This is a genomic window from Psychrobacter sp. Pi2-1 (assembly GCF_904846645.1).
In the GTDB taxonomy this organism is placed as follows: Bacteria; Pseudomonadota; Gammaproteobacteria; order Pseudomonadales; family Moraxellaceae; genus Psychrobacter.
Window position 1 is genome coordinate 1 of record NZ_CAJHBO010000030.1, and the last position, 22,369, is coordinate 22,369.

The 22,369-nt window shown below is 39.8% G+C and carries 19 protein-coding genes; 14 read left to right on the forward strand and 5 right to left on the reverse strand.

The annotated features are described in order from the left end of the window. Positions 1-115: 115 nt before the first annotated feature. The 3 genes from JMX91_RS12535 to JMX91_RS12545 are packed head-to-tail and all read left to right on the forward strand — an operon-like array spanning position 116 to position 864. On the forward strand, positions 116-256 hold the full coding sequence (locus JMX91_RS12535; RefSeq protein ID WP_227679418.1) for a hypothetical protein: 141 nt from the start codon (positions 116-118) through the stop codon (positions 254-256). Continuing rightward, a complete protein-coding gene (locus JMX91_RS12540; protein WP_201549471.1) occupies positions 243-533 on the forward strand; it encodes a hypothetical protein in 291 nt (96 codons plus the stop codon). Before JMX91_RS12535 ends, JMX91_RS12540 begins: the two co-directional genes overlap by 14 nt. 10 nt (positions 534-543) lie before the next feature. Further along, a complete protein-coding gene (locus JMX91_RS12545; RefSeq protein ID WP_201549472.1) occupies positions 544-864 on the forward strand; it encodes a hypothetical protein in 321 nt (106 codons plus the stop codon). 108 nt (positions 865-972) lie between these two features. On the opposite strand, the gene JMX91_RS12550 is transcribed toward JMX91_RS12545, so the two are convergent. Continuing rightward, the gene (locus tag JMX91_RS12550) at positions 973-2,019 is read right to left on the reverse strand and encodes a TRAP transporter substrate-binding protein (protein WP_201549473.1); all 1,047 of its coding nucleotides are present in this window, start codon (positions 2,017-2,019) and stop codon (positions 973-975) included. A 489-nt stretch (positions 2,020-2,508) separates the two neighbouring features. Between JMX91_RS12550 and JMX91_RS12555 the strand changes: the two genes are divergently transcribed. Next, complete coding sequence (locus tag JMX91_RS12555) at positions 2,509-3,672, forward strand: iron-containing alcohol dehydrogenase (protein ID WP_201549474.1); 1,164 nt, start codon at positions 2,509-2,511, stop codon at positions 3,670-3,672. Between the two features lie 49 nt (positions 3,673-3,721). Then, positions 3,722-4,621 (forward strand): SMP-30/gluconolactonase/LRE family protein, encoded by a 900-nt coding sequence (locus JMX91_RS12560; protein ID WP_201549476.1) that lies wholly within the window; start codon positions 3,722-3,724, stop codon positions 4,619-4,621. Positions 4,622-4,739: 118 nt separating this feature from the next. Here JMX91_RS12560 and JMX91_RS12565 read toward each other — a convergent pair whose 3' ends face one another. Together JMX91_RS12565 and JMX91_RS12570 are read right to left on the reverse strand one after the other, a co-directional pair. Further along, positions 4,740-5,564 (reverse strand): M48 family metallopeptidase, encoded by an 825-nt coding sequence (locus JMX91_RS12565; RefSeq protein WP_201549477.1) that lies wholly within the window; start codon positions 5,562-5,564, stop codon positions 4,740-4,742. A gap of 28 nt (positions 5,565-5,592) precedes the next feature. Then, entirely contained in the window at positions 5,593-8,910 is a 3,318-nt protein-coding gene (locus JMX91_RS12570) for a type I restriction endonuclease subunit R (protein ID WP_201549478.1), read from the reverse strand. A gap of 320 nt (positions 8,911-9,230) precedes the next feature. Here JMX91_RS12570 and JMX91_RS12575 point away from each other — a divergent pair, with 320 nt between their 5' ends. Both JMX91_RS12575 and JMX91_RS12580 read left to right on the forward strand, forming a co-directional pair. Continuing rightward, a complete protein-coding gene (locus JMX91_RS12575; RefSeq protein WP_201549479.1) occupies positions 9,231-9,419 on the forward strand; it encodes a type II toxin-antitoxin system HicA family toxin in 189 nt (62 codons plus the stop codon). Positions 9,420-9,541: 122 nt separating this feature from the next. After that, positions 9,542-9,961 (forward strand): type II toxin-antitoxin system HicB family antitoxin, encoded by a 420-nt coding sequence (locus JMX91_RS12580; RefSeq protein WP_201549480.1) that lies wholly within the window; start codon positions 9,542-9,544, stop codon positions 9,959-9,961. 104 nt (positions 9,962-10,065) lie between these two features. Here JMX91_RS12580 and JMX91_RS12585 read toward each other — a convergent pair whose 3' ends face one another. Together JMX91_RS12585 and JMX91_RS12590 are read right to left on the reverse strand one after the other, a co-directional pair. Next, positions 10,066-11,337, reverse strand: a complete 1,272-nt coding sequence (locus tag JMX91_RS12585; RefSeq protein ID WP_201549481.1) for a restriction endonuclease subunit S — start codon at positions 11,335-11,337, stop codon at positions 10,066-10,068. Further along, positions 11,327-12,862 (reverse strand): type I restriction-modification system subunit M, encoded by a 1,536-nt coding sequence (locus tag JMX91_RS12590; protein ID WP_201549482.1) that lies wholly within the window; start codon positions 12,860-12,862, stop codon positions 11,327-11,329. The genes JMX91_RS12585 and JMX91_RS12590 overlap by 11 nt, the downstream gene beginning before the upstream one ends. A 558-nt stretch (positions 12,863-13,420) precedes the next feature. Between JMX91_RS12590 and JMX91_RS12595 the strand changes: the two genes are divergently transcribed. The 7 genes from JMX91_RS12595 (at position 13,421) to cynS (ending at position 22,359) form a co-directional block, all read left to right on the forward strand. Beyond that, positions 13,421-13,927, forward strand: a complete 507-nt coding sequence (locus JMX91_RS12595; protein WP_201549483.1) for a hypothetical protein — start codon at positions 13,421-13,423, stop codon at positions 13,925-13,927. After that, positions 13,924-16,410: a site-specific integrase gene (locus JMX91_RS12600; protein WP_201549484.1), complete on the forward strand. Its 2,487-nt coding sequence runs from the start codon at positions 13,924-13,926 to the stop codon at positions 16,408-16,410. The genes JMX91_RS12595 and JMX91_RS12600 overlap by 4 nt, the downstream gene beginning before the upstream one ends. Beyond that, positions 16,397-19,735, forward strand: coding sequence for a tyrosine-type recombinase/integrase (locus JMX91_RS12605; protein WP_201549485.1), 3,339 nt, complete (start codon positions 16,397-16,399; stop codon positions 19,733-19,735). The genes JMX91_RS12600 and JMX91_RS12605 overlap by 14 nt, the downstream gene beginning before the upstream one ends. A 73-nt stretch (positions 19,736-19,808) precedes the next feature. After that, positions 19,809-20,030 carry a mobilization protein MobS gene (locus JMX91_RS12610; protein WP_201549486.1) on the forward strand — a complete coding sequence of 74 codons (222 nt, stop codon included), beginning with the start codon at positions 19,809-19,811 and terminating at the stop codon, positions 20,028-20,030. Further along, positions 20,027-20,587, forward strand: a complete 561-nt coding sequence (locus tag JMX91_RS12615; protein ID WP_201549487.1) for a hypothetical protein — start codon at positions 20,027-20,029, stop codon at positions 20,585-20,587. Before JMX91_RS12610 ends, JMX91_RS12615 begins: the two co-directional genes overlap by 4 nt. Before the next feature lie 221 nt (positions 20,588-20,808). Continuing rightward, the gene (locus JMX91_RS12620) at positions 20,809-21,258 is read left to right on the forward strand and encodes a hypothetical protein (protein WP_201549489.1); all 450 of its coding nucleotides are present in this window, start codon (positions 20,809-20,811) and stop codon (positions 21,256-21,258) included. Between the two features lie 660 nt (positions 21,259-21,918). Beyond that, positions 21,919-22,359 carry a cyanase gene (cynS, locus tag JMX91_RS12625; RefSeq protein ID WP_101204377.1) on the forward strand — a complete coding sequence of 147 codons (441 nt, stop codon included), beginning with the start codon at positions 21,919-21,921 and terminating at the stop codon, positions 22,357-22,359. Positions 22,360-22,369: the final 10 nt, after the last annotated feature.

Below are 22,369 nucleotides of genomic sequence, written 5' to 3' on the forward strand. Positions count from 1 at the left end.
GACTAAGCTGATGGCTTCAAGTTTGAATTCTCGGGTATATTGGTTGCGTTTGTTGGTCATACTAGTTTCCTTTTTTAGGGTAGTATAAACCTCTTATGCACTGTCCAAGTTTATTATGCCACTACAATTCAACACATATAGCCGTTACGTACCGAATATGACTCGGCAGGATGGTAGTGCATTTGAAGCATTGGTCAATCGCAGTCAGATTGCTCAGGTATCTACCGATAAGGGGCCTCACAATGAAAATGATTGATTACGATAAATTGCATGCGACGTTTAAACCTAGTGGCTATGTCAGTAATGGCGCAGATAATATTGCTAACTACCTCATTTGTGAGCTCTGTATTCAGTCAGGTACTGATTTGGCTAGGTTCCTAAGTATTGATAGTTGCTTTGATAATCATACGGCGCTGCGCATATGGGTTCAAATACGCTTAGAGGCCAATCCTGACTATGTCGTTGATGATATGTGTAGTCAGCTACAGAGTGAGCTCTACGAGCTACTACCACAAACTGGCTATGGATACTAAGGAGAATGTTATGAGCATGAACTTCGTCTTTGATTCAGCTTTTGATGATACAGCGAAGCGTTTGTGTCATGAGTATTGGTCCTATGTGTCGCCCAGTGATTATATAGCGCATTTAGAACTGCTTTGTTATGAACACAACACGGAGACTGATGTTTTATTTGCTACACTTGCAAAATGTCAGGTTTATTTAGATGACGTACACTGTGAGTACTGTGGTCGTCCCTATCCATTAGATGTCCCAGCAGATATTCCTCATGCAAGGAGATTGAACTCTTGGTTTTGTGAGGGGTGTATTAGCTTTTCTGGTGGACAGTTTGTCCTAGGTAGGTAAATCTTGAAATAGTTAGAATCAAAAAAAAACAAAAAAAGCCTCAGCTTAAAGTTGGGGCTTTTTCAATTTAGTCAGTTCAACTATATTTTAGTTAAAACTTTTATGAGATTACACTTTACAGACTACACTAGCTTCTTTAGCCTTATCATAGACCCCGTAAGCATCTAGTCCTAAGGACTCTACATCATCAAGATATTTCTTTGTACCTTTTTCAAGTGGGCCTTTCCAGTCTGAATTATTGAGTGGGTCTAAGATATCGACAACTTCGTCTCCTTGGTCGATAGCTGCTTGTAACTGCGTTGAATAAGTCTTATCCCACATAGCCCCTACTTTCTTGCTAAGCGCCATACCTGAATTGTCATCAATAACTTGTTTCAAGTCCTCTGGCAGACCTTCATACTTAGCTTTATTCATAGTTACCATTAAAGCAGAACTATAAAATGGCATATTGGTATGATACTTCGTCAACTCATTTAGTTTGAAAGTCTCCATAGCTTCCCACGGAAAGCTTAATCCATCAACGACACCACGCTGTAAAGAAGTATATATATCATTGGCAGGTAGCCCCACAGGAGAAGCTCCCATACTTTCGATGATGTCACCTGCAACTGCTGAAGGCCTACGAATACGCATACCTCTCATATCCTCAGGAGTTCTGATCAATTTATTAGTACTGTGCAAGGTTCCAGGTCCTGTGGCAAACATAAAGAGCAAGTGAGAATCTTTATACTCGTCAGCAATCGTACCATTGTCATACAAGGTTTGCAGCATACAGCCTGTTTGTGTTGATGAGTTAGATAATCCTGGAAGCTCTGCAATCTGAGATAGTGGGAATCGGCCACTCGTATAACCTTGGACTTGAGAGCCAATATCAATGGTTCCTTTTACAGCAGACTCATAAGCTGTATCCGCTTTACTAATAGTGGCCGAAGGATATACCTCAACTTTAAGACGCCCGCCCGAATCAGATTCGATTTTTTTTGCCCAAGGTTCAAAAATCTCTTTATTAATATCAGATGTTGCAGGATAGAAATGTGAGAAACGTAAAACAGTGGTCTCTTCTGAAGAAGTCGTACCATTACTAGATTGGTTTGAACAACCTAAAAGGCTCATCGCGGCTAGCACACTTATCGGAAAAATGGGTGCTAATTTCATTATCAATTCCTTTTGATAGTAGTCATAAGTTCATTAATTTAACTTATGTTTTTATAGTATTTGACAGGTAAGTTAAATACACCATTAGTAGTGGTTATAAATAATTAGGTCAATATATACTTAACGTACAACTGAACACTCATCTGAAATTAGCAACTAAAGTGATAGCTGTCAAATCATTTAATGACTATTCTCTAATGTTTATGATAATGTAATACTTTACAAACATCGGCTAGTTAAGCATGCTAATAAATTCAGATATTGCTTACTTTTCTGGTACCTAGAATCTTTTAATACGTTTTTTTGCAGCTCACCGTCCGCAATGATTTTGTAGAAATGTATTGAAAGTAAACATGTTAATAAGATAAGTAGTTACCTAATACTCTTGAAAAGCATTGACGCCTTATAAGAGTCTAATCGATATAAAAGCACTCTTATTTTTGCATCGTTTGATCTCAACAAGTGAGTATATATACAAGGAAGAACAGAATGACAGGGATTGAATTTTATACTAACGGTCATATTGTCAGCGAAGCTGACAGCATGCGCCAAAAGCTAGGGGTCTTAGCAAAACAGTATTCTGCAACATCAGCCATCATTATTACAGATGCTGGCATCTCCGAACTAGGCTATGTCGATATTGCTCAGCAAGCCTTACAGGAAGCAGACGTTAGTGTCGTTGTATTCGACAATGTCGTTGCTGACCCACCTATTGCAATTGTTGAAAGCGCTATTGGACTTGCAAGAGACAATCAATGTGACTTGATCATTGGCTTAGGAGGCGGCAGCTCTATTGATACAGCAAAGATTGTCGCCCTATATCCGAACGACTTTCAGTCCGTTAATGATATTTTGGATAAAGATATTAGCGGTTTCAAAAAACTACCACTGTTTGCAATACCGACTACTGCAGGTACAGGTGCAGAGTCCACTTTTGTCTCCGTAATTACCGCAAAGGATGGCAGTAAAAAGGCTATTTATACTCCTAAAATTCTACCTGATGTCGCCATTTTAGATGCAACACTGACACTAAGATTACCTCGTCATATCACTGCAGCAACTGCGCTTGATGCCATGGTGCATTGTATTGAGGCCTATACGAGTCGTACCAAAAAGAATCCTATTTCAGATGCACTAGCCCTAAAAGGCTTACAGATGCTTTGGAATAATTTTGAAAAAGTGTTAAACCAAGGTGACGATATTGATGCTCGTGCCGATATGCTGTTAGGTTCCACACTGGCAGGCATAGCCTTCGTCAATGCCTCTGTAGCCGCCGTTCATGGACTCTCCTATCCCCTTAGTATTAACTTCCACATTCCACATGGACATGCTAATGCACTCGTCATGTGCGGTGTTTTTACATTTAACTTATCAGAAGCTGCTCCTCTATACGCAGAGCTTGCTCGTGCTGTCATGCCTACTCAAACAGCTGGAATGACAGATTTAGACGCAGCGACTTCATTTATTAGTAAACTAAAAATGTTTTTGGAAAACAGTGGTCTCAAATACCGTTTAAGTGAACTAGGTATTACAAAGAACGATATTCCTGCTCTAGCCGACATAGTTATCAATACCTATGCGCGACTAATTGCCACCAATCCCAAAGATATGAATTTAGAGGAAGTCACTGCAATATATGAAGAAATAGCCTGATAAGAAATACTTTTTAAATAATTTTGTCTATCAATCAAGGAAGATGGTTATGTCGAAATATGAATTAGAAGTTGCCGTTGATGGCTTTCACTATCTAGAAGGGCCTCGCTGGTATCAAAATGCGCTATGGTTTGTCGATTTCTATACTCAAGGCGTTTATCGGGTCAACGATGAAGGAATAGCGGAGAAAATCATCCATGTTGAACATCAACCTTCCGGTTTAGGATGGTTGCCTGATGGGCGTCTGCTGGTTGTATCGATGAAAGACCGCAAAGTCTTGCGACTAGAAAATGATGGTAACTTGGTCGTTCACGCTGATATCTGGGAGCATTGCGGTGGTCATGCCAATGACATGGTGGTTTCAGTCAATGGTAATGCTTATGTCGGCAACTTTGGTTTTGATTTGATGGGTGGCGCTGACCATGAAAACACAGGGCTTGTATTGGTTAAGCCTGATGGCAGCTCACAGGTTGTTGCTGAAGGATTAGCATTTCCAAATGGTATGGTTATCTCTGCAGACCAGAAAACATTGATCGTTAACGAGCTATTTGGGAACAAAGTTACGCAGTTTGATATCAAAGAAGATGGTAGCCTCGGAGACAAGCGTGATTTTGCTAATTTTGGAGAATTAGGTGATGAGCCAAATCTGGGTCTACGTATAGAAAATGCCAGCATATTACCTGATGGTTTGGCTTTGGATGCCGAGGGTGCTGTGTGGATCGCAGATACCATAAACCAGCGAGCGGTACGCATAGCAGAGGGTGGTGAAATTTTAGAAACTATCGATACTGCACCTGATGGTATCTTTGCGGTTACTCTTGGTGGACATGATGGTAAGACATTATTTATGTGCGCGGCGCCAGACTGGGATGAGGCCTCTCGCAAGGTAGAAACCAAAGGACGTATGTTAGCTGTGCAAGTGAAAGTGGGGCATGCAGGTATGCCATAGTTAAAAATTTTCTCAGAACTGAACTTAAAATAACCCGCATCAGGTGGGTTATTTTAGTTGATAGCTAGCTACTTTTTGAAGGTGGCTTTTATGCTAATTACGATAAAGGTGTTATGACTCACTCATTCAAATAAAGCTCAGCCATACCATCAAGTCTAGCCTTTATCTCTTTCCAGTTCGGCATTACTTGCATTAGTAACCGCCAGAAATGCTCGCTATGATTATGCTCAGCTATATGACATAGCTCATGCAATATTACATAATCAATGCATTCCTTTGGTGCTTTTACTAAGTGCGGATTGAGGATTAAATTACCTTTCACTGAACAACTGCCCCACTGCTTCTTCATAACTAACAGTCTGAAAGCTGGTGTATCAGTTACCCATGGCGCTTTAGGTAATACCACCTCCAAGCGTTCTATAAAGATAAGCTTGGCTTTAGTTTTATACCACTCATCAATTAGGCTTTTGACGATAGCAGTTCGTTCTTCAATATTTAATTCAGAATCACTTTGAGACAACTCTACATTCAACTTACCGCGACTAAGCTTCACCCTGCTGTTTGTCACATTGCTAGTTTCTATATTGGTTATCACTTTTAATACGTAACGACGACCTAGATAAAACTGGGTTTCGCCGCTGACATAACGCTTGGGCAATACATGATCTTGCTGTTTTGCAAAATCATGTAGGCTTTGCCATATCCAGCGAGCACGTTTCATGAGTGCATCGTGTATCACCTCATCGGTAGCATCGTTAGGTGCGGTGGCAACCACACGCTGATCAGGATGTACTTTGATAACCACTTTTCGAGGCTTGGTCTTTTTAGCAATCAGCTTATCGCTTTCAGGCTTATTTATCTTTTCTTTATAAGTTGCTTCTTTACGCACGACTTCATAATCAATCTTATCTTGACCATAATAAAACACACCATTCTCAGTCATTACCTACTACCCTCTTGCTGCTCTTAGGCTACTTATCTCTTGAAAGTCCAAGACGGGTAATCTTTAGCACTTCCTCGATGAGCTGTTGCGCTTTATCGATACCCAAATCCATAAATAACATTGGCAGCAATTTGACACTAATAGCATTTTCAATCTCTGCTGGATTAATAGAATACTCAGCCACTGCTGTTTTAACGATCTTATCAATCTCAAAGGCGTAAGCGACTAGCTTGTCGTTATCTAAATCTTTATCTACCAAGAAATCAATATCAAATAAGTACTTAAATAAACCAAAATAAGCCTGAGCATGTTTGTTTAGTTTGCCGCTATTATCGATAAACTCATTTGGTACATCGGCGACATCACGGTCTTTGACAGCTTGCTCAAAGTCAGCAAACATCATGTACTGCTTCACTGGCGCATCGAACATGGCTTTAGCATCAGCAATCGCTTGCTTGAGCAATTTAGAAAAATACTCTTGAGCATAAGGATCATCAGCCAAATCCTGCTCAATCATCTTGGTCACCCGACCAGTGATTTTATCAGTTTGGTTGCGTGCTTCATCATCGCTTAATTCTTCAGGCTTAATATCCTTACCTAGGTTGCCAACCAAGTAAGCACCTTTTGCCTCACGAACTTCAAGTCCAGCGATATGCTTATCAAGTAAGCTACGAATATCTGCTTCATACTCATCGTAATCGATAGTTTCATCAGCGTCTTCACGCACTTGTTTACGTAGATTGATAAAGGCTTTTAGATCGGCTTTGTAGCAATCACGCTTGCTATCGAAGGATTTGTCTTCAAAGAAAGACGCTGATTGCAGCGCAATTTTCATAGCGTTAGAAAATGCCGTTAAAGCCGCATAGAAATCATCACGTTCTTTGAGCTTGGTATCGACTACTCTGCCCTCTATTTCCTGCATCTTAGGTGCTAGCACTTGTCTTAGCGCTTGTCCGTCTTGCTTGTTTTTCACTGATGAGAATATTGCCCACAGCTCGCTATGCAGTCTGGGTAACTGCTTATACTCGGTATCCATTGCGTTATACAGACCTTTGAGGTCTTCAATATCAAAGCCTCCTTGCGTACGTTCTGCTAAGTCTTGGTATTTCTCAATGGTGATATCCAGCTCTTTTAAGATGCCACGATAATCAATCAGATAACCAAAGCGTTTCTTCTCATGCAAGCGGTTCACCCGCGCAATCGCCTGAATCAAGTTATGCTGCTTTAGCGATTTATCGATATACAGTACGGTGTTTTTTGGCTCATCAAAGCCCGTTAGTAGCTTATCGACAACGATCATAATGTCAGGACCATCATCCTGACTAAAAGCTTCTATGATGGCTTTGGTATAGACTTTTTCGTCACCGCCATACTCTTTGGCGACATTATCTTGCCACCAGTTTTGTACGATGTCTTTTGATTCACCATCAACAGTGTCATGCCCCTCACGGGTATCAGGTGATGACATGGCAACCACTGAGGTCACTTTGCCAATCTTGTCTAAGGCCATCTTATAGCGGATAGCTGAGGCTTTAGAGTCACAGGCCAGTTGACCTTTAAGGTGCTGCTGTTTAAAGTTTTGGAAGTGATCAGAGATGTCATGAGCGATCAGCTCAATACGACCTTCAACCTGATAGATTTGACCTTTTTGTGAGAACTTACGCTTGAGATCAGTCTTTTGATCATCGGTAAGCTTTTGAGTAATACGGTCAAACCAAGCATCGATGGCTTGGTCATTGGTATTCAGCTCAGGGATACGCTCTTCGTATAAGAGTGGGGTGACGGTTTTGTCTTTTACCGCTTGCTGCATGGTGTAGGAGTGAATGATGCTACCGAATTTATTCTCAGTCTTATCATCTTTTAGCAATGGCGTACCCGTAAAGGCGATAAAGGCAGCATTTGGCAGGGCTTGTGCCATGCGAATATTGTTCTCACCGTTTTGGCTACGGTGACCTTCATCGACCATGACGATGATATTGGGGCTGTCGTTATAGCACTCATCATATTTAACGGCTGAACCAAACTTATTAATAATGGAGAAGATAACACGTTCATTACCATGACCGATTTGCTGCGCGAGACGGCGACCAGAAGTTGCCATCGCATCCGTTTTGTCGCGATCACTAAGCACACCACCAGAAGCAAAGGTTTTACTAAGCTGAGTTTCAAGATCAACACGGTCGGTAACGATAATGACTCGGCACTTCGCGAGCTCCTCTAACCAAATAAGCGCCTTAGAGAAAAACACCATCGTAAAAGACTTGCCGCTACCTGTGGTATGCCAAATGACACCACCTTGCCGACTACCCGACTTACCATCAGAGCCGTCAAAAGTGCTGATACGCTCAATCAATGCTTTGATGCCAAAGACTTGCTGATAACGGGCAACAATTTTGCCAGCCTTTTTGTCAAACAAGGTAAACATGCGCGTCATCTCAAGCAGACGCTCAGGCTGTAATAAGCTAATGATAAGGCGGTCTTGGTCGGTAACGACTAGATCACCGCCATCAATCAATGACTGATATTCATCTTTAATAAAGGCAGGACGATGGGCAAACAGACTCTCAACCTGCTCAGGACTGAGCGCTTGATTTTTTAGACGGGCAAACTCAGGCTCAGAGATCTCTTCTTCGACCCACTTCGCCCAAAATTTCTCAGGCGTACCGCAAGTGGCATACAGACCATCATTACCATTAACCGCTAGTAATAACTGGCTATAGGCAAATAGATGCGAGATTTCTTTTTGATGTTGATTGCGAATATGCTGGGATACTGCTTCGGCATTGGTCGATTGCCACTCTCTACTCGAGTCAGGACGTTTGGCTTCAATCACTGCCAGCGGTAAACCATTCACAAAGCAGACGACATCAGGTCTACGGCTACTCGTGCCCTCGCTATTGAGTACTACCAGCTCTTCGGTAACGTGAAAGCTATTATTATCGATATGATTCCAATCTATCAGAGCGATAGTCTGTGAGGTTTTTTTACCATCGATAAACTCAGTCACCGTCACGCCATAAAGCATAGCGTTATATAGCGCCTCGTTTGCTGCCTGTAAGCCTAAGTTCATGGCAGGGTTTAGCTCATGCATAATCTTATCAATGGCGCTGTCTGATAAAGGATGTAGCTTGCCCTCAAACACAAAAGTTTGCTTAGCTAAAAATGCACGCATAATAGGTAGTAATACGACTTGGTCAGTAGCCTTATTTAAAGCAGCTTTTGAGCGCATGGCGATGCATTGGCTCGGCGGAATAAACTCATAGCCTAGTGTGGTGAGCAAGGTTAAAGCAGGGATTTTTGAGCTGAATTCTTCGGCGAAGTTGATGCTGAGGTTTAAATCGGTCATGTCTGCCGCCTTATACATAGCGTTTGTTTGGTTTTATCGATTGTAGCCCAAATCGCTACTAAAAACGCCTTAAAAAAGACAACAAAAAACCGCCAAGGTTGCGCGTGATTCAAAGGGCACTAAGCGTGGCGGTTATGTTGGACATAAAAATCCTGCTGGTCATTAGCTACAATCAGAACATAATTACACTTAAAAAAGCTAAAGAATCCAAAAATCATCCGTGTGTATTATTACACACATAATCATTGCCAAATCAGTATTTGTGTGTAATAATACACACAAGTCAAGTTGGCTTATTGAGTTAATTTCTCGGAGGACTTATGAAAAGTTCGACACTCATTAAACTACTTGAGGAAGATGGTTGGAAAGTTATTAGGAAAAAGGGTACAAGTCATCATATTTTAAAGAAGGAGGGCATTGATAAAATAATTTCAATTAGTCACCCTGAAAAAGATGTGTCTCGACTCCAATTGACTAAAGCTAGACGGATTTCCGGCTTGAAACTTTGAGCGTTTACCAATCTCCATTTGGAGGTTGGTTTTTCTCAAATTCCAAAGGAGTAATTATCTATAAGTATAGATAGAAAATTTTAATTCAAATTAAGGAAGTTAACTAAAAGAGAGGTGTTAATATGCTTCATTATCCTATTGCCATCTTTAAAGATGAAGATATGGAAAACTATGCAGCTATTGTGCCAGATGTCGATGGCTGTTTCCCGCTTGGAGATACCATAGCAAAGACTATTGAAGATGCTGAAGATTTAATTTTCGAGCATATCGAATTCATGATAGAAGAAGGTATGAGTTTTGATTTCAATACAAGTGAGATTGAAAGTTTAAAAAACGAACCAGACTATAGTGATGCCTTGGCTTGGGCAATAATTAGTATTGATGATACTAAGCTTTCCACTAAGCAAGTGCGCTTTAATGTAAGCTGGCCTGATTATTTATTAAGAAAAGTGGATGACTATGCAGAAAAAAATCATGAAACACGTTCAGGGTTATTGGCTAAAGCAATTCAGAAAGAAATAAACACAACGTTAACAACGTAATCATGAAATAATATAGTGAATGAAAACATTTCTAGTGTTACTTAAAACCTCACCTAATATCAATTAGTTGAGGTTTTTACATAAAAATAGTTCATGAATAAATTCTATATACTTCTATCAACCACCACCCGCTTCTTACCCGTCAACAACACCTGCATCAGCGCCTTTTTCTCTTGCTGCAAATCAGCCAATTGCTGCTCAAGCAACTCAATCTCTTTATCGGCATTGGTTAACACGGTGGCGATTTTTTGTTGTTCTGGAATAGATGGAATGGGTACTTTTAATGATTTTATAATCTTGATAGTTAACTGAGGCTGTGCGGAACCAAATGTCAATGAATCAACTTGTCTCGTAAACAGTGATGAGTTTGTCAATGCGTAAAAGAAGTTACTTTCTAATTCAGAGTTATTACAACCTAAAGTAACCATTCCAGAGTTTACTCTAAGAAAGTCATATTGGACTGAGTCATCGTAATAGGCAGTTTGTCCAACTGTACCTCTTGTTGTTAGTACAACGTCACCTCTATTAACAATGCCTTTCCCTAGCTTTTCATACTTTTCCTTTGAAATGAACTGAGTTTCCTCGAATAAAAACCCTTTCTTAGTCACATTTTTAGCACTTAAGAAAAGATAGTCACCTTTGTCATAGAATTCAGAAGAATTAGGATATTCCTTTCCACGATCACCGTCAGTGACAGTCATACCAGCATCGATTAAAGTTCTTTCTTCCCACTCACCTTCAAACCTTTTCCCCGACTCATCAAGCAAACGCTTTTTACCCGTCAGCAATTGCTGCATCAAGGCTTTTTTCTGCTGGGTACTATTCTCAATCAAACGCTCAGTGGCGCTAATCGCTTTATCCCAAGTGGATAGGATTTTGGCGATTTTTTGTTGTTCTGGGAGAGGTGGAACCAATAAAGGTAGCTTTTCTAAAGTAGCTTTATTTAACTTAAAGCGTCCAGCACCTTGTCTTGATAGAAAGTTAGTAATGTTACGATATTGAAAATATATATAGAACCATTCGGAATCGCACGTATCTGAACTTTCAATAATATGTGCATGATTATTAACGGTACATTTCCCACTAATAAACTGTGTTTGACGCATTGTTTCATATTTAAGGAAGTGATCTCCATCCTCACCAATCAACGCATATATACCATCTTGTTCATAATCAGCAATATGATCTTGAATTTTAGTCGGTCCGTAGTATGGATAAGGTCCAGGAATGAGTGAGCGTACTTCTTGGCTTATAGGCTTACGAAAGTTGTTTTTTATATTTAAGGCTTCACCAACTTTATCGAGTTTCCATCCTTCAGGAATAAAGCTGATTCTAGCTTGTATAAGTTCAAGCTTAGAAATCTCATTAGGCACCATAACCCAACTCCTTTAAAAACCCTGCCATCTCAGCTTCTAAACTCTGCAATTCAGCCTTTAACTCAAGACGCTCAGACCGCACCGCATCCAGATCAATCTCTGCCTCTTCCTCAAAGGTATCGACATAGCGCGGAATATTTAGGTTAAAGTCGTTTTCTTTAATTTCATCAAAGCTCGCTAGATACGCGTATTTATCGACACTTTCTCGCGCTTTATAGGTCTCAATGACTCTAGCAATATTGCTATCGGTGAGCTGGTTTTGGTTTTTACCTGATTTGAACTCATTGCTGGCATCAATAAATAACACCGTGTCATCTGTTTTGTTTTTCTTAAACAGCAAAATAGCAGCTGGAATCCCCGTGCCAAAAAATAGCTTTTCAGGTAAGCCAATCACCGTATCGAGCAGGTTTTCTTCGATGAGTTGCTGACGGATTTTACCTTCGCTAGACGCGCGGAACAGTACGCCATGCGGTACGACCACACCCATGCGCCCAGTCGCAGGTTTGAGCGTTTCGATCATATGACTGATAAAGGCATAGTCGCCCTTGGTCTTGGGCGGTACACCGCGATGGAAGCGACCATAGGGATCGCTGCTAGCATCTTCATGACCCCATTTATCCAGTGAAAACGGCGGATTGGCCGTCACCACATCGAACTGTAATAAGTGCTTGCCGTCTTTATCAAGTAGCAGCGGATTACGGATGGTATCGCCCCACTCGATACGGTGGTTGTCCTCACCGTGTAGGAACATATTCATCTTGGCCAGTGCCCATGTCGAGCCAATGGCTTCTTGACCGTATAGCGCATACTTCTTAGAATTTGAGTTTTTGCGTACCATCGCCCCGCACTTAATGAGTAGCGACCCTGAACCACAGGCTGGATCACAGATCTCATCACCTTCGACAGGCTCAAGGATAGTCGCTAGCAAATTCGACACTTCGGGTGGCGTATAGAACTCGCCAGCCGTCGCCCCACTACTGGCAGCAAAATGTTTGATTAAAAACTCATAAGCATTACCAATCACATCGAGGCTACCGACACGCTCAACGCTTAGATTTAGGATATCTTTGCCAAAGTCTTCTAGTAGGTGGCGTAGTAGCTCATTCTTTTGCTTTTCTTGACCGAGTTTATCGGTGTTAAAGCTTATGTCTTGAAAGACGTTTTTAAGCTTAGTGCCATTGGCTTCTTCGATAGCGTGTAGCGCCTCATCAATACGTTGACCATTGCCCGGCTGATGACGCTGCTCGTATAAGTCCCAAAAGCTTGCGCCCTCAGGCAATACAAAACGCTGCTTAGACATCATGGCGTGGATGAGCTCAGGGTTCTCGCCAAACTGCTCGACCAGCTTGTTGTATTCATCGCGATAGACGTCTGATAAATACTTGAGGAACAGCATGGTCAAGATAAAGTCTTTATACGTATCGGCGCTGATGACCCCGCGAAAGGTGTCACAAGCATTCCATACGGCTTTATTGATATCGTCTTGATTGATTTTGCTAATATTATTAGTGGTACTGGCAGGCATTGGTTATTCCTTAACGCGCTGGAAAATTGCTGGTTGTTATAGTGAAGTAATGATAGCAGGGTATAAGAAGATTGGCAGATGTCATTGCTGAAAAATTCGATTCTATAGTTGATTTAGTTTAAAAGTGATACAAGGCAACCGAGTGTAGATGTATATGTGATATTTCAAACGAGATTAACGCTGTAACTCTTTTATAGAGGATTGACTATATTAACTTTAATTGTGTACTAACCTGTATTCCCCATTTATCTCTGCGAATCTACTCCTCAATAAGTACATTATTTACTTGTCATTCTCAAACTATTTTTCTAGCTATCTCACCTGCCCTTGCAAGCCAGACTTTAAAACACTTCAAGTAGAACCATCGTAGATTACGTATAAAAGCTTAAAAGTATCGCAAGACGTCATTCGCTGTCGCTTAATTTAAGTCTTTGCCCTAAAACCTCACAAATTGGCTTTCAATTATTATTTGGTCCTCGTAAAGTATTAGTGGAGGTCAGCACATGGGTATATATAAAGCACAAGTTATCTACAAGATACTGAATAATTGAGGAAGATATGGATAGGATATCAATACCTAAGCTTCAGAAAAACACAGTAACGATACATCCAGATATCATTAGCTTGTTCGATATTTACGTTAAGCATATTCGACCTTCAATGGGTAGTCATAATATAGAAATGGAGCAAAACCGAGCCTTCTTCAGACCTACATTATTTATTAAAGAAAAGACAGTATGGTCGATGGTCAATAATTTCGAACTCTACTACTTCTTAAAATCATTTAAAATAGATCAGAAGACAGCCAGAAAAGATGTGAGTATAGGTAGCATAAGTGAAGATCAGTTGGTGTTTGGCATACCTTTTTATGAATTAATTGACATCATCGCACGGTATAAAAAGAGCTTAGATATAAAACTTATCTATAGTTGCTTAAATGAGATTTTAACTACGAGTATCAATCAAGAATTATTCAACAAGAATACCTTTCCCATCACTACATTTTGTCAACTCATAAACATCAATGAGCAAACCTATCATAGACGTCCTGAGAGTGCTTTATGATGGAAAATACTGAAAGTATTGATAAACAGCTAGAGTGTCTTAGCACTCAAGCAATGACAGATATTGTTAATACACTTAACGATGATGAGACATTTACATATCCAGAAGAAGCTTTAGCTGCCATATCTGCCATTGTTATTGCCGTAAATGATAGCTATGTATATCCGGATGACTCTGTTCAAAATTTGTTCGAGCGTATCGTACAGATATTACAGAAGGAACCAGTGGCTCGCCGCTATATGGAGACTAGCAAATCAGCACTGGCACAAAAGCCGCTGATGATGCAGCTACTCATTCTCATGCAGAACCCTATAAACAGAGTCCCCCATGATTTTCTAAGAAGAAATCTGATTTGGCTAGCTATAGCAATGCACACCAGCGTACTGCTGATGCCGAATGGTATAAAAAAGCACACTGATAATATATTAATGCAGTTTAAACAAGCTCAGTTTTCAAGCTCTATAAGACGAACGTGGATTTGGCGTGAACTACCCGACTTGTCTCAGATGACCATAAGTGTGGAGTACATATCTACCCTTCTCAATAATCTATTAGAGCAGAAAAAAATTGAGCTTGAAGCATTAACTAACAACCCTATAAGTGACTCAGTCAAAGCAAAAAACGAAGAATCTATAGCAAAGGCTAAGCTTGGCCAAATAGATAAGATAACAATTGCCTACCAGCACGCATACAATTTACAGGCAGCAAAACCTAAGCGTAAAAAACCACCAAAAAACAACAGTATCAAGCCTATAAAATTATCCGATGATACTCCGATATATTTGGCTGGTCCCAATACATTGACTCATAACTGGGGTAGTACACATAGCGATAACAACTGGAGCAGTACACCGGATGATATCGAGCATAATACTACTGCTGTAGATCTGGAATTTTTGGACGCCCATACCGAAACTCACGAAGGGTTGACGACGAGTTTCGAAGAGTATGTCGATCACAATGGAGCACCATATATTAGCTACGACAACTATCCTGACCCTCTCATACAACAGTCTATACCACTACAAACTATTGATTTGTCACTGCAGCAAAACTATATGTCCCAGCGCAATCTTGCGCTCAATTCTAATACACGACTGCTCCCTCTTGTCGGTTACCAATCGTTATTTGCCGCTCTACACCAAGATGCCAAATCTTTACCAGAAGCAGAAACGAATAAAGTCTGCGCTGGTATTCTATTGCTCTCAATGCTGACTGGTCTCCCAGTTAAATCGTTACTCATATCAGGTTATATCGGTCATCCTAGTATTTTTGGTATCTACGATAAAAGAGCTTACATCAAACACAGCCTTGGTATTACTAAACGCTCTGTTAGTCAGACATTAACGAAGCAAGATTACGAAAACCACTCTGATGACATCAAAATCCCACTACCTTTATGGCTAATTGATAACCTGATTGCTTGCAAATTGCCTGTGAAAGCGGACTTTATAGCTTATCTCGCTGACTTACGTAGTAGTCTTGGTCTGTCTTACCTTTCAATCAATCGAATAGAAACGGCATTACACGTCGTACTCTCTCGCTATACGCCAAATTGCCATGCACATATCGCCGATATTATTTGCCGCACGGCCGCGCCTCACGCTCCAGCAATGTACTATAGCAGCCATACCAGTGAGGAAGTTCTTACACACTATAAATCAGCACTGAGCGTATTTAATAGTCATAGTGACTTTGACTTAACTTATATCACCCCTTGGCACAAATATATGGTGGGCTCAGCGTTTGCGCTGAAGATTGAAACAGTTTGCGACATCTTGAATGAGATGAGGTACTGGACCGATCAAAGTTCAAACGATGAAAAGCACTTTAATAGAACCAGTATCTTTGTATGGTTTGTATTTTGCCTTTTAACCGGCGTGCGACCAAATAACGGTCTTGGAAAAATGTGCGATATCGATCTCGATATGGGCTGGCTTGTTATCAATGATAAACCCGTTAAAAAAGTGCAAACTGATCGACTAATTCCATTGTGCCCTACTGTTGTACGCCTTCTAATAGAATATAGAGACTATTTGAGTGACTATAAAACTAGACATCCATCAAACCAAAAAATCAGCGAAACTATTAAGAATATTGGCTTAGGTAACGATGAAGCACTATTAAAGCTCTTATCTGTAAGTATAAATCACTTAAAAGATATTAAGCGCGGTGATGCCTATCATATGACTAAAGATATTATTGATGCCAATCCTTATTGGACAAGGCACTTCGTACGTACGCAGCTTGAGCAACGTGGCGTTCAGCTTCCACTCATTAACACTATTATTGGTCATGAAAAATCTCGACAAGAAGTATTGGGACGTTTCTCATCGTGCAGTAAAGCAGATATCAGGCGTGTTGCACCTATATTTGAGCAGATGGCTGAGTATTTAGGGTTAAATATTATAGAAATTAAAAGCTATTCTAAACTCAGTCGTATACAGAGAAGACATATAGGGGTAGATCATGCTAATAGATAATATTCATCTGCCAAAAATTATTGATGGCTTAGCAAAATTTGATGGTAGAAAAAAGCGCTATGTACCATATCCTTCGCTACTTAACGATAGTAACCCTGCAAGAAAACGTGAATTACAGCTATTAGTAGATCTACAGACCCAGTGGGAACTCTTACTTGAAATACATCCTGGCAACATTAGGTTCGTCCAATCTTTTAATAAATATTACGGGCACTACGAACAAGTACTTTGGCCAGATAGTCGCACCTTTTTAGCTATACCGAACCCTGTAAGTTTTGCTGATGAGTTATGGTTACCAGAAAGCCAGATGCTAGGTCAGTTTCAGCGTGATTTTAATAATAAGCTAAAGCCTTTATCGGGCGAAGGGTTCGATAAGTTTCAAGAGATTGTTCAGAATAAAATTTCTCAAGCTTATAAAACTACCAAAACACTAAAACAAGCATGGCAAACCGTTAGTCAGTTTATCGATTATCAAAATAAGCACTATATGCTTGCTGAGCATCACTATCCTAAGATAATCGCGCCACAGCCTATAAAGTTTAACCCATTAATTACTGATAAAAGCTGGGTTAAAAACGGTAAGGTGCTAGTCAAAATTGTTCGCGCAGTAGAGCATAATTGGGAGCAAACAGCCGATTATAGCCAAGATCAGATTATTGGCTGGCTGATATTCTCAGGAATTGTATATGGCGGTATCAATGAGGTGCAAATGCTACAAGGGTGGCTTACCTCATTGCTCGCCAAAGAGTATCAGCCATTTATCAAAGAAAGGATAATGGTCTCGCCGCGCTTTGTGCAAAAGCGCTTTGGTAACGAGCGCGAAGAAGGTAGTGACAAGCTTTATAACACCAAGCAAATCGTTGTAGATATGGTCAGTCAGTGTTGGTTGATGAATTACCATAAAAGCAGCAGTCCAGCAGAGACCACACATATCATTGCCAAGCTGTCAGAAGATAAGATCAAACAATACTTGACCATGGTTTTGTCTGATTTGATCAAGCCTTTAAATATTGACTTGCTTCCCTTTCTAAGGTTTTTACGTTACGCCAGTTATTACTGGGAGGGTCTCGATGACGCTGATATTGATCATGCCTCAGTTGGGGTACTGCGAGGTATGCATAACACTGCAGGACTGAGTACTCAGAACTTTGATCGGTTTTTGAATCAGAAATATCAGCATACAAATGAACCTTATGATCTAGAACATATTTTAACGCTGTCTATCAGCAAAAACTCTACTAATCAAAAAGAAAAAACTAACATTTCCACCAAAAAAATAGAGGTTAGAAAGTCTGATTTGATTGTAAATCTCACTAAAGACTTCAAAATGAATGAAAAACAGAAAAAGCAAAAAACTAGTAAAAAGCCGCCTACCCTTATCGAAAGAGTACAAAAACGTTATAAGCAATACGATGATTTAAGTGAAAAGATTTTATTAGATTGGGTACTCAGTTTGCTAAGCCGAGAAGCACCACCGAACAACGTAACTATTTTGAAATATATTAAAACCATAGGCTATGAGTGGTTGTATTTTACAACAGCGCAGCCGTTTGATATTTGGTCAGAGGAAGAGTTTGAAGAGCTCTATGAAGACATCTTAGAATACAAAGCTGTCGTACGAAACAATACTGACATTGGATATTCTGCCAATTTATTAAAGAGTATGCACAACTTTGCTAAGAGCAAATACAACCTTCCCTCCGTGAACTTCCAGCAGTCCAAAAATGGTCGGCGTGTACGTGCGGAGCTGATATCACCGCAAGCGTATCAAGCCATTATTACGCAGATACTGATTTCTGTAGATATATTGGAGCAGGAGATGTTCGCGCTTCTATTTATCTTAGTCTATCGTACTGGCATGCGCAAAAAAGAGCTGTTGGGACTTAAGTATAATGACATCGAAGGCTTAAAAACAGCTGTACCATCAGTGGTAATAAGGCCCAATAGCTATCGTCCCACCAAGACTCAAAGTAGTATTCGCCGCGTTCCCTTATTTGCCCTCCTCAAACCTAATGAGCTGAATTTTTTTATTAACTTTGTGCAGAGTAATATTGGCGACAGTTCAAACAAATTTATCTTTACCTTATCATCGGATCAGCGCCCTATTGATGACCATGTCCCTTTACAGTTACTCAAACGAGTCTTAAAAGACATTTCGGTAGATGATAATGTAGCAGAGCATACCTTTCATGGGTTTAGGCATACGGCAGTAAGCAACCTATCTTTAGCGCTAGTAGGCCATTCAGATCTCGTAGAAGCACTCACCGATTATGACAAAAGCGACGTACTGCGTATAAAAGAAGGCCTACTCGGGGAGCATACAAAGGGACAAGATCGCTGGTACGCTCTATCAGGTATTATGGGGCACTTATCGCCTGAGCGGAGCTTTGAGTATTACAACCACTTTGCCACACTGATGGCGACCTATGCGCTTAGTAAAGCAGATATAACATTGCCAGAGCGGACGCTGTATAACGTAACAGGTTTTACGAACAAAAAGCTTAAGGAAAATAATGCGACTGTTCGTAATAGTAGCGTCAGCATACCTAGTATCCGTACACTTTTATTTAAAAATATTATAGAAGGCAAACGCAAGTCACCTAAATTTACGATAGAGAACTGTGATAAGCAATTTCTCTTGAGTACCAATACGCTAGCCGCTGATGAATTGTTTGGTCGTTATGGTCTAAACCGAGTTCAACTGCTACTACAGACCTATGATAAAGAGATGCCATTAAGTAAGGCAGCCCAGTTAGCAAATATTTCTATTCACGATGCAAAGGTTCTAATAGAACGTGCCAGCGAGATTATCGACATCACTACCAAACGCGGCAAACCTCGCTTTGTTAAGCTATCAGATTCAAATACCCCTGTACTGAGTCCACTGAACATTCAATACCAAAGTGACTTAAGATTGCTATCGCTTTTGTTAAGTAATGCTTACCGTCTACGAGAAAAGTCAGGGACTGACTGGACTTGGTTTATTGAGATATGTCGTGAAAAACTGTCTAGTAGCAGAGCATACCTACCATTTGGAAAAGAAGATGAGAAAGAGTTGCAACGTTTCATTGATATTGCTAAGAAACTGCTGCCTTTGAAACGTTGGCTGGTGAGTAGCAATGAAGCTTTATTGATGAAAACCATGTCATCTACTAACTATCAAGACATTAAACAACAATCTAATGATTCGAAAAACGCTCTCCATATCGGTATTGCTAATCAAGACCATAGAGAGCAAACGAACAAATGGCAATACTCGCCCCTACTACGTTTTTTTGTGCATATGATGCTGATTACAGATGAAAAGCTATCTATTTTGAGTTAAGTTTCTTACATTAAACTCTTTTAAAATGAGCCTTGTTATCGGAATAAATAGATTTGCTAGTTTAAGGGAAAATATGAGCTTGCTGGATAGTGGTGATTTAGAAGAAAAACAGAAATTAGATAAGAAGCTGACACGACAAAAAATACTACTGGGTGCTTTTCTTGTAGATGCTTTAGAGAAGGATTCAGTAGACGGTTTAAGGGAATATACAGCCGATAATCTGTTGGATTTTTTGAGCAGACAAACGGATAAGGATTTAATGGCCGATTTGGTAAAAGGGCTTGGTACTAAGTGAGACACTTAACAAAACGACTGAAACAATTCAAAGTATTAACATTAACTAGAAAAGCTCAAATAGTCATTCTTCTATTAACTTGGATAGGGCTAATAGCCTGGGCAATACTGAGTTGGCAAGGTAGAGACTTCCCTTTAGAGTCTGAGCTTAATTATAGTGAAGGTATTGTAGGCAGTTTGGACGTAGGTGAGGGAAATCACATTTTTATGTTGTTAGATCTCAGTAATCTTAACCGTAAAGAAGTATATGGGTGCAGCTATTCAGCTTTTGATACTGACTCCTCTTGTTTTGGCAAAAAATATTTAGAACCGATTGAAGGTAAAAAAGCCGTTATAGGGTGGTATATACAGAAAGATTTTCTAGGGTTTCATAATGGAATTAGACAGATGGTAAGTCTTAATGTGGAAGATGTCGAAGCTGGCATTAAGGAGGTAATCACATATCAAGGGACTTTAGACGCTATAAAGGGTATGAACATCTACGTGAATGCGGGTTATATTATATTTATAGCATTCTTTTCTTACTGGTTTTGGCGTTTTATGGATTTTATAGAGTGAAGAGGATACGGTTCCCTAGTGAGGATTTGAATATTTGACTGTGAGCTATATATACCCATAGATTAAGTTATTGTGACAATGACGGTGTACTTTATGATGTACATGAAGGAATATTTTCGATGTTGCATCGCATTACTGTCACTCGTCTTAGATAATTTAATAGGTAGTCTGGTAAGTCTTACACTAGTATTCATCGTAATTCATTTTCAAGAGCAATTAAAATGAGTAGATTAGTCAACTGTAATAAAAACATATCTATTATGCTTGCACCAGTTTCTTATAATGAGTTTGGTATATTGTGCAACTTTGAAGTGACAACAGAACTGCTGTGCTTGGATTTTAAAGATGTTAATGAAATAAATAGATGTATGTCATATGAGAATATAACCTATCTAAAAACACAACTTACAAAGCTTAATAATTTAGATCATTTTGAACAGGAAGATGAACTGGTTTTTTCTATCTGTCCTATCGATATGTTCTTTATTATGGATATCTTTAAAGCAAATGACTATTTGTTATTTATCAAGCTGAGAGTGCCTGTTGGAGTTTACACAAACAGCCAAATTACAGGGTATGACTTTGGACTAGACTTTTTTGCTGAGGTAGATAATTTCAAATTATTTTTGGAAGAATTTATTAGCAGCTGTCAACCAAAGATAACCATATAGATTAGAGCACATACCATGCTATGGGCAGGATAAAGACATATAGATTAGTTTCTAGTCATTATCAGAAGCTGTGAATCGAGTGTCTATTTACCATAACGTCTGTTATGGGAATAATGGGGCATTATCGTTAAGCCACCTGATCAAAATAACCCAAGTTTGTTTGTACGGATTTGACGGCAGGGGCCAACAGTCTCAAAGAAGTTTTTTTCAGACAAGTTACTGGCAATGGTATCGTGACAGTTCAAAAAAACCAGTCTTGTTGAGCAGTTTAGTGGCGACAATCCCTATTTTATTGCAATAATTTGACCCAATTGAGTGCTCTGATAGCATATCAGAACAATTTTGGTGCACAAGTATATAAACGATACAGTACCCCTAGTAGTTCATTACACTCGTACACATTCAGATTAAGAACTCCACCTTTTAGCTTCTAAGTCTTGCAAAATAATGACGTTATTTCTTAGTAGTATGATTTTTTTCTTGTCAATCAGCGATGATTTGATGGCAATCTTTGATGTTGTGAGAGTCATTTGCAGTGACTGAATTTAGTCGCTTCTCGTTGGGTATTTGTCCTGAACTGGCACGACCCTTGCAACTTATTAGTTGCATCGCAAAAGCCTAATTTTCATCATTTAATTTAAACTATCGGAGTAATTGAGTATGACACGCGAAGAATTAACAGAAGCGATCATTTTGGCTAAAAAAGAGAAAGCTCTAAGCTGGGAAGATATTGCTGCTTATTTAGAAATGGGAGTTGTTTGGGTGACGTCAGCTTGTTTTGGTAATAATAGTATGCCTGAGGCACCTGCTAGTAAATTATGCTCGTTGCTAGAGCTTACAGACCAAGCAAAGACTACTTTGATGGAATATCCAACAAAAAGTTGGGGACGTGATGTTCCTCAAGACCCACTTGTCTATAGACTGTATGAGGCAGTTGGTATCTATGGCACTAGCATCAAAGAGGTGGTTCAAGAAAAGTTTGGGGACGGTATTATGAGTGCAATTGACTTCTCTATTGATATTGATAAAGAAGAAAATCCTAATGGGGATAGAGTCGTTATTGTACTCAATGGTAAATTTTTACCTTATAAAACGTGGTAATTCGATCTAA